Genomic DNA, 14,221 nt, shown 5'->3' with positions numbered 1-14,221 from the left:
TTTTATTTAAATTTGAAAACAGTCCTCATTCTGAAAATCCGACAATCCGACAATCCAATTAATGAATCCGCATTTCTTCAAAGACCAACACGAGCTTAGAAAATGGCTCGAAAAGAACCACGACAATCAAACCGAACTCATTGTCGGGCTTTATAAAAAAGGCACGAAAAAGGAAAATATGTCCTGGAGCGAACTCGTGGATCAGGTGTTGTGTTTCGGCTGGATCGACGGCCGCAGCAAATCGATCGATGACGAACGCTGGTGCATCCGCATCACGCCGCGCAAGGCCGACAGCATCTGGAGCGCGGTCAACATCAACAAAATGGAGGTGCTCACAAAAGCCGGGCTCATGCAACCCGCCGGACATACCGCCTTTGCCAAACGCAAGGAAAGCAAATCGAAAATCTATTCGCACGAAAGCCAAGCCAAGACGCTCGCCCCCGAATACGAGAAACAATTCAAATCCAACCCAAAAGCCTGGGAATTTTTCAATGCGCAACCGCCCGGATACCGCAAGGTCGTCATCCATCTGATCATGACGGCCAAACAGGAAAAAACGCGGATTTCACGATTGGAAAGCGTCATCGCCGACAGCGCTGAAGGAAAAAGATGGAAACAAGCGGCGCGGTAATTTTTTTAAATCCAATATTACTGTATCGGTTTTCTGGTCAACATGGCGATACCGATCCAATACAAAATCAGGAAAGGAATTCCGGGAATAAAAAATACAATTAGAAAGCCCATTTCTTTAGGCATTTCTATCCCAAATTTGAAATACGCAAATGTAGTGATGGAAGAAAGGATCCCTAATCCACAAAAGAATGCGGTCAGGATTGGATTCCACAAATTTATCTTTCTCATTTTATACATGCCAACCGACAACCATAAAATTAAACTGTAAATGGCCAAACGACCAACTGCACCGATACTTCCCACATCGTGATTGTCATAATTCTTATTAAAATCTTCTGCCTTGTGACCGCTTTCAATCCAAAGCTTGAGCCCTTCAGGATAATGATAATGGTGGTTAAATTCCCATAACATTTCAGCCATGGAAACAGCAAATAGTACAATCATCAACCCTTTCGAAAAGGCTTTAAGATTCAATGCCTGGCCAATGAACAAATTAATAAAATAGAAGCAAAATAAAAATGCACCGACAGACAGCAAAACATACCTGAAATGTTCTCTTTCAGGATGTTCGAGCATTTTTACACTCAAATCTGGCCCCGCCGCCAATCCTGCAATACCCAACATGATAACCCCGATGAAAAATAAGATAATGCCTGGTAATACAGGCTGAATAAAAGCATTCTTGAAACGAAAAGTAAGATAAAACAAGATCAGCGCAGCGACAATAATTACCGTACAATAAATGATGGCGTAATGCGCTACACTGTTGCCTTCTTTGTAAGGCGTATAACCACTGATCAATGCGCCTCCCCAAAAAGGAAACAATATCAAAATCAGCGTAAGCAATATTCTTAGCATTTTCCAAATCATGTGAAGCGATCTTGAGTGAAACAATTTACATCTTCAAAACAGAAATAAAAACCTAATCATCTGTATACAAACATATTGCATTTTCATACTCCTGCAATTCCATTATGGCCGAATTCCTAAAGTAGGACCGAGTAATGCCGATCTGTTCTATTGATATCTTACGTATTGTTTTATTTTTCAATGCTCCACAATCATGATCTCCACACGGCGGTTTTCATTTTGCTGCTGTTCGTTCTGCTCCGGAATCGGGTGGATGGGCTTGGTCACGCCAAAACCTTGATACGACAATCGTTTGCGGTTGATTTTGTTCGCAACCAAATAGCTGTAGATTGCCCTGGCCCGCATCACCGACAGGTTGTTGATGTCGCCTTCGGTCTGGCAGCAAATGTGCCCTTGGATGTCGATCTTGAGCTTCGGGTTGTCCTGCATCGCACACAGCAATTCATACAGGACCGGTTTGGATTTGGGTAAAATGCGCGGCGACATATTGAAGAAATGAATGTTCTCCAACGTGATGTAATCGCCGGTTTTGGCATCCTTGATTTTCTGTTGCAACGTCGGCGCTGCCGGAACAACCGGAACCGCTTTTTCCTGTTTATTGACTTCGTATACAATGACGACTTTTCTATTCTCGCCTTGGTTTTTCGATTGCACGAAATCTTCCCCGAAACCACGAATCTCATACCCTTCGCGTACTTTGATCTTGTTCGCGTTCATGTAATCCAACACCGTCTTGACGCGTTTGAGCGAAAGCGAATCGTTGTAAATATTCGTCCCTTTCCAATCGCAAAAACCGTAGATCTTGCCCACTTCGATGTGGTCGTTGTCGGCAATCCAGGAGTTGAGCTGCTGCACGGCGGTTTCGTTCAAATGGTATTGGTCGAAATCGAAATAAACCGTCAGCCGTTGCTGTGCAAAAGCGCTCAGCGTAAAGAACCAGAACAATATGACGGTTTGGATTCTCATCGGCGTCAATTGGAAACAATCGCGATTTCTACACGGCGGTTGGCCGCACGTTGCGGTTCGTCCTTTTCGGGAATCGGGTAAATGGGCTGCGCGCTGCCAAAACCCTTGTAGGTGATCCGGTCATTGGCGATGCCGTTCTTGACCAGGAATTGCTGCACCGCCTTGGCCCGTTTGGTGGACAAATCCTGTTTGTCGCTGGGCATGCAGCACAAATGGCCCTGGATTTCGATGACGAGTTTCGGGTTCATTTCCATGACGATCAGCAGTTCGTACAATTTGCGGCGCGATTCAGGTACGACGGCAAATGTATTGATCACAAAATTGAGGTTCTCGATCTTGAGCTTCTCGCCTACCTTGGCCTCCCCAATTTGCTTCATGAAATGGACATCAAGCTGGTATTCGGCTTTGGTACCGTCTGGGTTTTCCAGTACGATGCGCTCGGGATATTTGATTTCTTTTTTGGGCTCGGGCTCCGCGGGTTTTACCGGCTCAGGCTTTATGCCGAGGATTTCGTTCTCGCGCGGCAAATCCTTGGCAAGAATATAGTAAATCGTCACCTTGCGGTTTTCGGCCTTGTTTTTTGAAAGGTTGTGTTGTTCGCCAAAACTGCGCGTCTTGAAATCATCTCGGATTTTAATTTTGCCGTTGATGGCCCTGAATATCGTTTGTACGCGTCTTTGCGCGAGCGTGTCGTTGAATCCGGTCGTTCCGTCTTCGTCGGTATAGCCGTTGATGGCGACGATCTTGACATCGGGATACTGTTTCATCCAGGCTTGGAATTTGTCGTTTTCGGATTTCTTCAGTTCGAATTTATTGCTGTCGAAAAACACAGCGAATTGTTCCTGCGCGGACAAGCCAAAGAAGGTCAGGCAAAACAAGATCAGGGTGGCAAATTTCATTCGTTTGTTTATTGGATTACGAAAGTTACGCAAAATATGGTTTTTCTGTAACAGAATTTAGATTTTTATCGATATGTTTGTCTCAAACGCAAAACATATGAAACACAGACTATTAACTTTAATTCTATTGACCGCTTCGATGGGCTATGCCCAATCGGTGATACAAAGTGTCAATTCGGGCAGTTTGATCACGACGGCCTCATCGGTTTCGATCGGCGAGATTATAGTCAATTCGGTCAACGCGAACCAGTCGAGCTCGGGCATGATCGGGATTTTGGCCACGCACAATGCGACTTTGGAAGTAACCCGATTCGAACTGACCGAAAACATTACTGTTTACCCGAACCCGACTGCGGCCAAATTGTTCTTTTCCGGCAAAGACAACCTGGCCGGGAAAAAAGTTTCCGTTTATGACCAAACAGGAAAATGCGCCTTGCAAACGGCAGTTTCCGAAGCACAATCGATCGATCTGGAAACTTTACCGACCGGTATTTTCCTGATCCAATTCCAAGACAAGACATTCCAAACCTTTACAATCATCAAACACTAAGACATGAACAGACTTTTACAATTATTCGCAATTTTAGCTACGACGCTTTGTTGGGCGCAGGTGCCACAAGGCATTTCTTATCAGGCGATCGCCTTGAACGGATCGGGCAATCCAGTCGTGAATTCGAACGTGGGCGTACGCCTTTCGATTTTGGACAACTCAGCATCGGGAACGGTTTTGTATACCGAAACCCAGACGAAAACGACCAATCCGCAAGGGCTTTTCAATCTCGTGATCGGGCAGGGAACAGCGACTTTCGGCGTTTTTGCCGGCATCAACTGGAAAACCAATTTCAAGTTCCTCAAAGTGGAAATGGATGTGGCCGGCGGCACGAATTATGCGCTCGTGGGCACTTCGCAATTGTTGACGGTTCCTTACGCGATGGCCGCCGAATCGCTCGTCTTGAGTCCGGGCGAAGGGATTACGCTAATTTCACCAAACGGAACGCCTTATACTTTGTCGGTCAATGACGGCGGGACTTTGTCGTTGCCGACCTCGGGAAGCACATCGAATCTTCCGGCAACTTTATACGCTTATGGAACGTTCAACGGCTACAATCCATCGACGGCTTTGTTGATGGGTACCGATCATTTCTTTTTTACGTACAGAATTGGATACAAATATTTTACTTCCGGAACCGAAATCAAATTCCTTTCGCAAAACAATGCGGCATCTCCGGTTTATGGAATCAATGGCATGAACGATTTGGTAGTCAACGGCAGCGCGTACACCATTCCATCGAATGGTTTCTACCTGATTTCTACTGGGTATTCGGGCGGCCCAAACCCAATATATCATTTTGACACACCCGCGTCTATTTCGCCAAGCCTGTATTTTGAAGGCATGCCGATTAGCCCGACTTATAATGTAGGCACCAACATTTTTACTTACATCGTCAATGGTGTAAGTACTGCCACAGAAACGAATTTTCAATTTTCGATTCCAACCGCATCAACATCCGGAAGTGGCGCAAATGTAGGGGACAATCTTGCCGATGGCTCGATAGAATTTCAAGGGGCTTCGATCAATTTCCCGAACGTAACCGCCACACCAAAAAATTACAGGGTAGAACTCACGATCAATTTCAACGGTTCGGGAACCTATACCATCACACAGATTTAATCCGAAACCATTCAAAAACAAAAAGCCTGCTCCGAAAAGCAGGCTTTTTTTCTAATTCAAAATGGTATTATTTCGTGAACAACAGTTCGCGGTATTTGGTCAGTGTCCAAACCTCATCGTCCACAAGCAATTCGAGTTTGTCGCAGTGTTCGCGGATGACATCGAAATACGGTTTTACCTTCTCGCAATAGGCATCGGCCATTTTGTGTGCGTCGGTCAAGGCGTTGGCTTTTTTGCGCGCCTCGGTCATTTCGTCCACCTTGGTGTTGATGCCTTCGATGTGCGCCGAAATCTCCTTGATCAGGCTGATTTGTTCCTTGGCCACTTTCTCGAAGTCCTTGCCGAAGATTTCCTTCAAGCCCTTGACGTTTTCGATAAGCGTATTTTGGTAACGGATGGCCGTCGGGATTACGTGGTTTCTGGCGATGTCACCGAGTACACGTCCTTCGATCTGGATTTTCTTGGTGTATTCCTCGAGTTCGATTTCGTAACGCGCTTCCACCTCGACATGGTTCATGATGTTGAGTTCGCCGAACAAATCGAGTGCTTGTTTCGAAACTTTCGCCTTCAAAGCCGATGGGGTCGTCTTGAAGTTGCTCAACCCGCGTTTCTTGGCTTCTTTTTCCCAAGCCTCGCTGTAACCGTCGCCTTCGAACAAGATGTTCTTCGACTGCTTGATGTATTCGCGCAATACGTTGAAGACCGCTTCGTCTTTCTTGAGTCCTTTTTTATCGATGAGCGCATCGACTTCATTTTTGAAATCGCGCAATTGCTTGGCCACGATCGCGTTCAAAGTCGTCATCGCGTTGGCGCAGTTCGCAGAAGAACCTACGGCGCGGAATTCGAATTTGTTTCCGGTGAATGCAAACGGCGACGTACGGTTTCTGTCGGTGTTGTCGAGCAAAACGTCTGGAATTTTACCCACTACGTTCAACTTCAAGTCGGTTTTTTCTTCCGGAGACAATTTACCGGTAGATACGCCTTCGAGCTCCTCCAACACCTTGGTCAATTGCTGTCCGATGAATACCGAAATAATCGCAGGCGGTGCCTCATTGGCTCCCAAACGGTGGTCGTTTGAAGCCGTTGCAATCGACGCACGCAATAACGATTCGTATACATTTACGGCTTTGATCGTGTTGATGAAGAACGTCAAGAATTGCAGGTTGCTCATCGGAGTTTTGCCCGGAGACAACAAGTTGACGCCCGTATCGGTCGCCATCGACCAGTTGTTGTGCTTTCCTGAACCGTTGACGCCCATGAATGGCTTTTCGTGGAACAACACCTTGAAATCGTGGCGTTCGGCTACCTTTTGCATCACGTCCATGAGCAAAGAGTTGTGGTCGACCGCGAGGTTGGTTTCTTCAAAGATCGGTGCGAGTTCGTATTGGTTAGGCGCTACCTCATTGTGGCGGGTTTTTACCGGAATTCCGAGATACATGCATTCCTCCTCCAATTCCCTCATGTATTGCAACACACGGGTCGGAATCGAGCCGAAATAGTGGTCGTCCAACTGCTGTCCTTTGGCAGAAGTGTGGCCGAGCAAGGTTCTTCCGGTCATCAAAATGTCAGGGCGTGAATTGGCCAGGGCCTTGTCCACGAGAAAATATTCCTGTTCCCATCCCAAAGTCGCGGTGACTTTCTTTACGTTCTTGTCGAAATATTTACACACATCGGTTGCCGCTTCGTCAATCGAATGCAGCGCGCGCAACAATGGCGTTTTGTAATCCAAGGCTTCCCCTGTGTAGGAAATGAAAACGGTCGGGATGCACAAGGTCGACCCGAAGATGAACGCCGGGGAAGTCGGATCCCAAGCGGTATAACCACGCGCCTCGAATGTATTTCTGATTCCGCCGTTCGGGAAACTCGATGCGTCTGGCTCTTGTTGTACCAACTGTCCGCCGCCGAATTTTTCGACCGAACCGCCTTCGAAATCGGTTTCAAAAAACGCATCGTGCTTTTCGGCCGTCGTTCCGGTCAGGGGTTGGAACCAGTGGGTGTAATGGGTTACGCCTTTGGACAATGCCCATTCTTTCATTCCCATCGCGATGTAATCGGCTAATTTTCGGTCAATCTTGGTGCCGTGCTGGACTGCATCTTTCACGCCTTTGTAAGCATCAGAAGTGAGGAATTTCTTCATCGCTGCATCGTTGAACACATTGCTGCCGAAAATCGCTGATTTCTTATCGGCCTCTTCAAATTTTACCGGCTTTCTGTTGGATGCTTCCTTCAGTGCCTCAAAACGTAATGTTGACATAAAAATTAGTTTTTAAAATTAAACCCTGTGATTTGTTGGGGCAAATATATAACTTTTTATCAAAATAAAATATTACCCCCTATTTTTTCGGGGTAAATTATCATTTTATCGATTAAATGAAAAAATTATGTGAATTTTACAGGGGGTCAGTTTAAAAATCCGATGTGAAAACTTATATTTGTGTACCTTAAAAACCGCTTCCTATGCTTGTTTGGATTGTCTTTTTATCAGCCATTGTCTTTTTTCTTGCACTCGACCTGGGTGTATTCAACAGAAACCCGCACATCATCAGCATGAAGGAAGCGAGCATGTGGACCGGGATTTGGGTCACGCTTTCGTTCCTTTTTTCGGGCGTCATTTATTGGCTGTATGCGCACAACCACATCGAAAACCCTACGAATCTCAAGCCGCACCTGGCATCGGTCAAATTCATAACGGGTTATCTGATCGAATTATCGCTGAGCATCGACAACATCTTTGTAATTGCCATCATCTTTTCGTCCTTCAAGATTCCGCAGAAATACCAGCACCGCATTTTGTTCTGGGGGATTTTGGGCGCGGTCGTGTTCCGCGGGTTGATGATTTATTTTGGCGTGATTTTGATCAACAAGTTTAGCTGGATGACTTATTTGTTTGGTGCATTCCTGATTTTCACGGCACTCAAGATGTTGTTCAAGAAAGAAACCGATGAACATTTCGACCCGAAGCACTCCCTCGGTTACCGCATCCTCGGCAAAGTCATCCCGATCACGAGCCACCACGACAAGGAACATTTCTTTGTACGGATCCACAACAAATTGCACGCGACGCCTTTGTTTGTGGCCTTGATCGTCATTGAAGTGATGGACGTCTTGTTTGCGCTCGATTCCGTTCCGGCGATTTTGGCGATCACTTCCGACCCGTTCATCGTGTTCAGTTCGAATATTTTTGCAATCCTCGGTTTGCGTTCGATGTATTTCTTCCTGGCCAACATGCTCGAAAAGTTCAGTTACCTTGAATACAGTTTGATTGCGATCCTGACGTTTGTCGGTGTCAAAATGCTCGCGCACGATTACCTCGAAATCCCTGAATGGGGCTCGCTCGGATTCATCGCCTTGTCTTTATTGGTGGGCATTCTCGTATCGATGAGCAAAGCCAAAAACGAACCACCGGCAGGCATCTAAAAACCTTCCCATTCTTTTAACAGCCAATCCTGTAAACTTTTACCAATATCGTGTAAACCGATTTGTAATGTTTTGAAGAATTTTACAAAACATCAAATCAAGCAATATGGTAGCTGTAGAAAAACACGGAATCATTCTCGAAAAACGGGACATGGATTTCGAAATCGAGGGCGTGTTGAACCCGGCCGTGATTATGGAAGACGGCGAAATTCATATGTTTTACCGCGCGGTCGCCAAAGGAAACCGATCGACTATCGGGTATTGCCGGCTCAGCGATCCACTGACGGTGGTCGAACGTTACGACCATCCTGTCGTATCGCCCGAATACTTTTACGAAAACCACGGTGTGGAAGATCCGCGCATCGTCAAAATCGATGATACGTATTACATGTCGTATTGTGCCTATGACGGCATCAATGCGTTTGGTGCCGTGGCCACTTCGAAGGACCGCAAACATTTCGAGAAACAAGGGATTTTGGTCCCGCAGGTCGAAGGCGACCAGTTTCGTGAATGGCTGCATTTCAGCGGCAACATCAACCTCAAGTACTTCCGGCTCAACATGGGCAACAATTATGTGTGGGACAAGAATTTGATTTTCTTCCCGCGTCGCATTTACGGCCAATTGTTTTTTCTGCACCGCATCAAGCCCGGCATTCAGATGGCCTCGGTGGACAGCCTCAAGGATTTGAATCCGGCCTATTGGGAAGATTATTTGCAGAATCTTGAGGATTACATCGTGCTCGATCCGAAATACGAACACGAACTCAGTTACATCGGCAATGGTTGCCCACCGATCGAAACCGAACACGGCTGGCTGCTCATTTACCATGGTGTACACGATGTGGTTTCGGGCTATATGTACACAGCCTGCGCCTCTTTGCTCGATCTGGAAAACCCGGCCAAGGAAATCGGGCGTTTGCCTTACCCTTTGTTTTTCCCCGAAGAAGATTGGGAACTCAAAGGTTATGTAAACAATGTGTGTTTCCCTTCGGGCGCCGTCGTCATTGAAGATACCTTATATGTTTACTATGGTGCCGCCGATGAGCGCATCGCGGTAGCTTCGATGAAAATGAGCGAACTGCTCCAGGAATTGCTGCACCATAAAATTGTCTAATCCAACTATGCAACACCCTAAAAGAACATGAAAAATGATGCCGTAAAAAAGAACCGGATTCCAGGCTTTTTGCCTTTGCTTCCACAAAATATCGTCTTGGGGAATAAAGTTCAGGTCGATGGAAATGTATTGCCCGAAATTTTATTCATTTCCACCTATCCGCCCAGACAATGCGGCATTGCGACTTATTCGGACGATTTGATCAAGGCGCTGCAACACCAATTCGTGTATTCGTTCAAGATCAAAGTCTGTGCGGTGGTGAGCAACAACGACATGCACGATTATGAGGATGTGAACGTTCCTTACACCCTCAACACTTCCCTGCCTGAATCGTACGAAGCATTGGCACATAATATCAATGAAAATCCAGCGATCAAAATCGTATTGCTGCAGCATGAATTTGGTTTGTTTGCCGAAACCGAAACCGATTTCCAGCGCTTCCTGACCTTGGTCAAAAAACCAATCGTCTTTGTTTTCCATACGGTTTTGCCCAATCCCGATCCAGTGTTCCAACAGAAAGTACAACACCTGATCGACCATTCCAATGGCATCATCGTGATGACACACAGCGCGGCCGAAATTCTGCAACGCGATTATGTGGTGGCCCAACTCGAAATGATTGCCGTGATTCCGCACGGAACGCATTTGGTGCCGTACCTCGACAAAAAAATGCTCAAGGAAAAATACGGGCTCAAAGGCCGAAAAGTGTTGTCTACTTTTGGATTGCTGAGTTCGGGTAAAAGCATCGAAACCACATTAGATGCCTTGCCCAATATCATCAAGACTTCGCCTGATGTGACTTTTTTGATCATTGGGAAAACACATCCGACCGTTGTTTTGCACGAAGGCGAAAAATACCGCGAATCGTTGCAGCAGAAAATAATCGACCTTGATTTACAAAACCATGTGCGTTTTGTCAACAAATATTTGCCGCTCGATGAATTGCTCGAATACCTGCAGCTCACCGACATCTACCTGTTCACTTCCAAAGACCCGAACCAAGCCGTCAGCGGTACATTTTCGTATGCGATGAGTTGCGGTTGCCCGGTGGTTTCCACGCCGATTCCGCATGCAAAGGAAGTGTTGTCGGACGATTCGGGCCTGTTGTTCGATTTTGGGAATTCGCAGCAATTGGCCGAAGCAGTCAACCAATTGTTGTTCGATGTCAAGTTGCGCCACAACATCGTCCTGAACGGATTGCATAAAATTACCGGAACCTCTTGGGAAAATTCGGCGGTCGCACATGCCAAATTCCTACAGAAAATCGCCCACGAAAAAATCGAGTTGCACTATAGAAATCCCGACATCAACCTCGACCACCTCAAGAAAATGACGACCGATTTTGGGATTTTGCAATTCTCGATCCTGAACCAACCCGACATCAATTCAGGGTACACGATCGACGACAATGCGCGCGCACTGATTGCGATGTGCCAACATTATAAAATGACGCGCGACGAATCCGATTTGAAATACATCGGCATTTACCTCAATTTCATTGAATATTGCGAGCGCCCCGATGATTTGTTCATGAATTATGTCGATTACAACAACAATTTTACCGCGCAGAACAACGAGGTCAATCTGCACGATTCCACCGGACGCGCGATTTGGGCCTTGGGTTACCTGATTTCGCTTTCGCCTATTTTGCCTTACCGCATGACTGCCCAGGCCGAAGCGATTTTTGAACGCGCAATTCTTTGTGCGCACCACATCCATTCGCCACGCGCCATGGCCTTTATCATCAAAGGACTGTATTATTACAACCGCTCGGTCGAAAACGAAGACACGCCATTGCTCACGCGTTTGCTCGCCAACCGATTGGTACAGATGTACCTGCACGAGGCATCCGAGGACTGGCTGTGGTTCGAAAGCTATTTGACCTATGCCAACAGCGTGCTGCCCGAAGCCTTGCTGTGCGCATACACCATTACCGATGATGACGTTTATAAAAACATCGCCAAAGGTTCATTCGACTTCCTGCTTTCGAAAACATTCGAGCAGGATTGCATCAAGGTCATCTCAAACAAGAGTTGGCATTTGAAAGGACAGTTGTGCGAAAAATACGGTGAACAACCCATTGATGTAGCGTATACAGTGATTACGCTGCGCAAATTCCACGATATTTTCAAGGAGAAGAAATATTTGGACAAGATGGAAGTCGCGTTCAACTGGTTCCTGGGCAACAACCATCTGCAGCAGATTATTTACAATCCGTGTACGGGCGGCTGTTTCGATGGGCTCGAGGAAAACAACGTCAACCTCAACCAGGGCGCCGAATCGACGATCAGTTATTTGATGGCGCGCATGATGAGCTACAAATATTTCGGCAACGAGACCGACAGTTACCACCGCAAGAAATCGAAAACATTCAAGATGGCGTAATAAAAAAGGGAACCGATTGGCTCCCTTTTCTTAACATTTTATGCGTAAAATAATCTAATTCATGTGCGTAAATTCGTGTAGACTTAAATTATTTTATATGAAAAAAATGACAAAAACAATTTTATTTCTCATTTCTGCTTTTATAATAATCAGCTGTGAAAATGATGAGACCAATTTTCAGACCTCTAATAATGTAATTACAACAATCATTAAAAAAAAGACAGAAAATGAAAGTACTGCAAAAATGTCTGCTACTTCCTTTCCTATTAATATTCATTTTGATTATGGAATTACTGAAACAAATGGTGGTTGCCCAACAAACTGTTATGGCCCAATTCCACAAATTCAAGAACAAGGCTTTATAGTACGAGGATATGGGCAACCTGGCCATAATGCATCTTATAATTCATTAGTTCTAAGGGCTCGAAATAAAAGTAAAGTAACTTATTCCCCAAGAATAGGACAATTTATCAATGATAACGCACCATATGAAAGTGCAATATCAATTGAATACCCTTTTCAGGCTTACCTGACATATGAAATTAGAGTAGAAACTTTTTTCTTTGATAATAGAAAAAATATAGACAATGTATACAGTAATGGATATCCTACACTTAATGTCTGCTTAAAAGATGACGCTACTATCCCTGGAAATAATCCATGCTTAGGTGATGGAAGAATAGGTACTTGGGTTACTGAAAATGGTTATATCTACAACAAATCTATAAGCCTTGATAGTCACGCTTTAATTACCAGGACATTTGTTTATAATTTTTCCCCAACAACAACAAAAAGCGCATTATTGTTATGGTTAGAGCCATACATGAACCTAACCCCTGGACCCGGGGCATTAATTCCCTTGAACGACTATTCGATGAAATTACCTTTAATAACAGTGATAGCTAAACCATTTGACCCTTCATTTAATGTACCTCCTCCACCTAGAGGAGGAGGTACAGGAGGGCCACGATAAAAAAGGGAACCAAATGGTTCCCTTTTTTAATTCTGATATTTTCGACTCGCTTTCTTAAAGTCAGATTCTTTAATATTGAGCATTTCAACTACATCTTCATACTTCGTACTCATTGCAGATTTATTAGTAAACTGACCTGGTACAATCACAATCCTGAAAATTTGATTCAAACGATATTGATCTGTAATAGTTCCCAAATCCTGTCCCTCGAGGTAGATACTTGTATCATTTATCGTAGAATCATAATTGTAACCAAAATTCATCGTCCCGTCATTATAAAAATAATACTGCGGAATCAGTTGCCAAACATCATTTCCGCCATCAATGGCTGACAATCGATATACAAGTGCATGATCGGAATTTAAAGTTTGGAATCCGTAATTGAAAATAATTCCATAACTCGGTGCGGTAAAATTTACATTTGTAATTTCCATCACTTGGCTTTCAGCACTATAACCTGTTTGCCCAACCGGACCCTGTGGCCCCGGATCGCCTTCGCAGCCTTGCAAGAACGTCATTGCCACTACGGCCAGAAGTAAAAATATCTTTTTCATGGTTTTTATGTTTTAAGTTGTTCATAAAAGTATTCCCAAAAATTCAGCCAAAAAAATTTTTTAAGCTAATTTTAGTAATTATAATCGCCCAAACCGCCCTATGCAAGACAATCCCAAATTATTCATGGTTATTTTAGGCGCCACGCCCAAAGGCCGATTGACCGAACAGCACGACGTCTTTTTCGGGATCGGGCATTCACTGGCAGCGCTTGTTCCGCAGATGCAGACGTTCTGGCCCGAAGCCGAAGGCAAAATCCACATCGATTCGTGGCGCGAGGTGACTTCGGTCAATGGCTATTCGATTGCAGTGGTCGCGAAAAATGAAAAAACGGAACAACCACAATTGTTCTTCATCAATCTCGGCGGTTACAAGGAAAACGAACTGGAGGAATTCCATTATAAAATTTTGGCCGTGGCCGATAACATGGCCGAGGCGGTCAAGCAATCGAAAGCCACTACCTTTTACAAACATTTCGGCTTCAAGGGTGCCGAGTCGCATGTCGATGACAAATATGGCATCGATGTGGATGACATCCATAAAGTGAATGACATCCTTGCGGCCGATCTCAAACAGAATTATGCGCTGCGCATTGTACCGAACGCAAATCAGCCCGAAGACAGGCTGCACATCGGTTATGTCAAAATCGAAAAATTACTCAAAACTGTAACGCTTTAGAAAAATCCTGTAAATTCAGTTGTTCTTCATTTTCTAATTTTAGCTTTGAAAAAAAATAACAC

At 45.0% G+C, this 14,221-nt stretch carries 13 protein-coding genes; 8 read left to right on the top strand and 5 right to left on the bottom strand.

Annotation, left to right across the window (positions count from 1 at the left end; all coding sequences use genetic code 11):
• The first annotated feature begins 61 nt into the window (after positions 1 to 61).
• Complete coding sequence (locus tag QM717_RS05780) at positions 62 to 631, top strand: YdeI/OmpD-associated family protein (RefSeq protein ID WP_415035729.1); 570 nt, start codon at positions 62 to 64, stop codon at positions 629 to 631.
• Between the two features lie 17 nt (positions 632 to 648).
• Here the strand turns inward: QM717_RS05780 and QM717_RS05775 are convergent, their stop codons facing one another.
• The 3 genes from QM717_RS05775 to QM717_RS05765 form a co-directional block, all read right to left on the bottom strand.
• Positions 649 to 1,503 carry a hypothetical protein gene (locus QM717_RS05775; RefSeq protein WP_415035727.1) on the bottom strand — a complete coding sequence of 285 codons (855 nt, stop codon included), beginning with the start codon at positions 1,501 to 1,503 and terminating at the stop codon, positions 649 to 651.
• Positions 1,504 to 1,680: 177 nt separating this feature from the next.
• Positions 1,681 to 2,469 (bottom strand): OmpA family protein, encoded by a 789-nt coding sequence (locus tag QM717_RS05770; RefSeq protein WP_415035725.1) that lies wholly within the window; start codon positions 2,467 to 2,469, stop codon positions 1,681 to 1,683.
• 5 nt (positions 2,470 to 2,474) lie between these two features.
• Entirely contained in the window at positions 2,475 to 3,368 is an 894-nt protein-coding gene (locus QM717_RS05765; RefSeq protein WP_415035723.1) for an OmpA family protein, read from the bottom strand.
• A 97-nt stretch (positions 3,369 to 3,465) separates the two neighbouring features.
• Here QM717_RS05765 and QM717_RS05760 point away from each other — a divergent pair, with 97 nt between their 5' ends.
• Positions 3,466 to 3,918, top strand: a complete 453-nt coding sequence (locus QM717_RS05760; protein WP_415035721.1) for a T9SS type A sorting domain-containing protein — start codon at positions 3,466 to 3,468, stop codon at positions 3,916 to 3,918.
• A gap of 3 nt (positions 3,919 to 3,921) precedes the next feature.
• A complete protein-coding gene (locus QM717_RS05755) occupies positions 3,922 to 5,040 on the top strand; it encodes a hypothetical protein (RefSeq protein WP_415035719.1) in 1,119 nt (372 codons plus the stop codon).
• 67 nt (positions 5,041 to 5,107) lie between these two features.
• Here QM717_RS05755 and QM717_RS05750 read toward each other — a convergent pair whose 3' ends face one another.
• A complete protein-coding gene (locus QM717_RS05750) occupies positions 5,108 to 7,294 on the bottom strand; it encodes a glutamine synthetase III (protein ID WP_415035717.1) in 2,187 nt (728 codons plus the stop codon).
• Between the two features lie 203 nt (positions 7,295 to 7,497).
• Here QM717_RS05750 and QM717_RS05745 point away from each other — a divergent pair, with 203 nt between their 5' ends.
• The 4 genes from QM717_RS05745 to QM717_RS05730 all read left to right on the top strand — a co-directional run bounded on the left by QM717_RS05745 (position 7,498) and on the right by QM717_RS05730 (position 12,929).
• Positions 7,498 to 8,457 carry a TerC family protein gene (locus QM717_RS05745; RefSeq protein ID WP_415035715.1) on the top strand — a complete coding sequence of 320 codons (960 nt, stop codon included), beginning with the start codon at positions 7,498 to 7,500 and terminating at the stop codon, positions 8,455 to 8,457.
• Between the two features lie 106 nt (positions 8,458 to 8,563).
• The gene (locus tag QM717_RS05740; protein ID WP_415035713.1) at positions 8,564 to 9,571 is read left to right on the top strand and encodes a pesticidal protein Cry7Aa; all 1,008 of its coding nucleotides are present in this window, start codon (positions 8,564 to 8,566) and stop codon (positions 9,569 to 9,571) included.
• A 27-nt stretch (positions 9,572 to 9,598) separates the two neighbouring features.
• A complete protein-coding gene (locus QM717_RS05735) occupies positions 9,599 to 11,956 on the top strand; it encodes a glycosyltransferase (protein WP_415035711.1) in 2,358 nt (785 codons plus the stop codon).
• Between the two features lie 97 nt (positions 11,957 to 12,053).
• Positions 12,054 to 12,929 carry a hypothetical protein gene (locus tag QM717_RS05730; protein WP_415035709.1) on the top strand — a complete coding sequence of 292 codons (876 nt, stop codon included), beginning with the start codon at positions 12,054 to 12,056 and terminating at the stop codon, positions 12,927 to 12,929.
• 26 nt (positions 12,930 to 12,955) lie between these two features.
• On the opposite strand, the gene QM717_RS05725 is transcribed toward QM717_RS05730, so the two are convergent.
• Positions 12,956 to 13,483, bottom strand: coding sequence for a hypothetical protein (locus QM717_RS05725; protein WP_415035707.1), 528 nt, complete (start codon positions 13,481 to 13,483; stop codon positions 12,956 to 12,958).
• Positions 13,484 to 13,583: 100 nt separating this feature from the next.
• Between QM717_RS05725 and QM717_RS05720 the strand changes: the two genes are divergently transcribed.
• Positions 13,584 to 14,159 carry a DUF1543 domain-containing protein gene (locus QM717_RS05720; RefSeq protein WP_415035705.1) on the top strand — a complete coding sequence of 192 codons (576 nt, stop codon included), beginning with the start codon at positions 13,584 to 13,586 and terminating at the stop codon, positions 14,157 to 14,159.
• Positions 14,160 to 14,221: the final 62 nt, after the last annotated feature.

This window comes from Flavobacterium sp. (assembly GCF_047602195.1).
Classification (GTDB): Bacteria; Bacteroidota; Bacteroidia; order Flavobacteriales; family Flavobacteriaceae; genus Flavobacterium.
The sequence above is the reverse complement of the archived record's forward strand: the minus strand, read 5'-3'. Positions and strand labels throughout refer to the sequence as shown.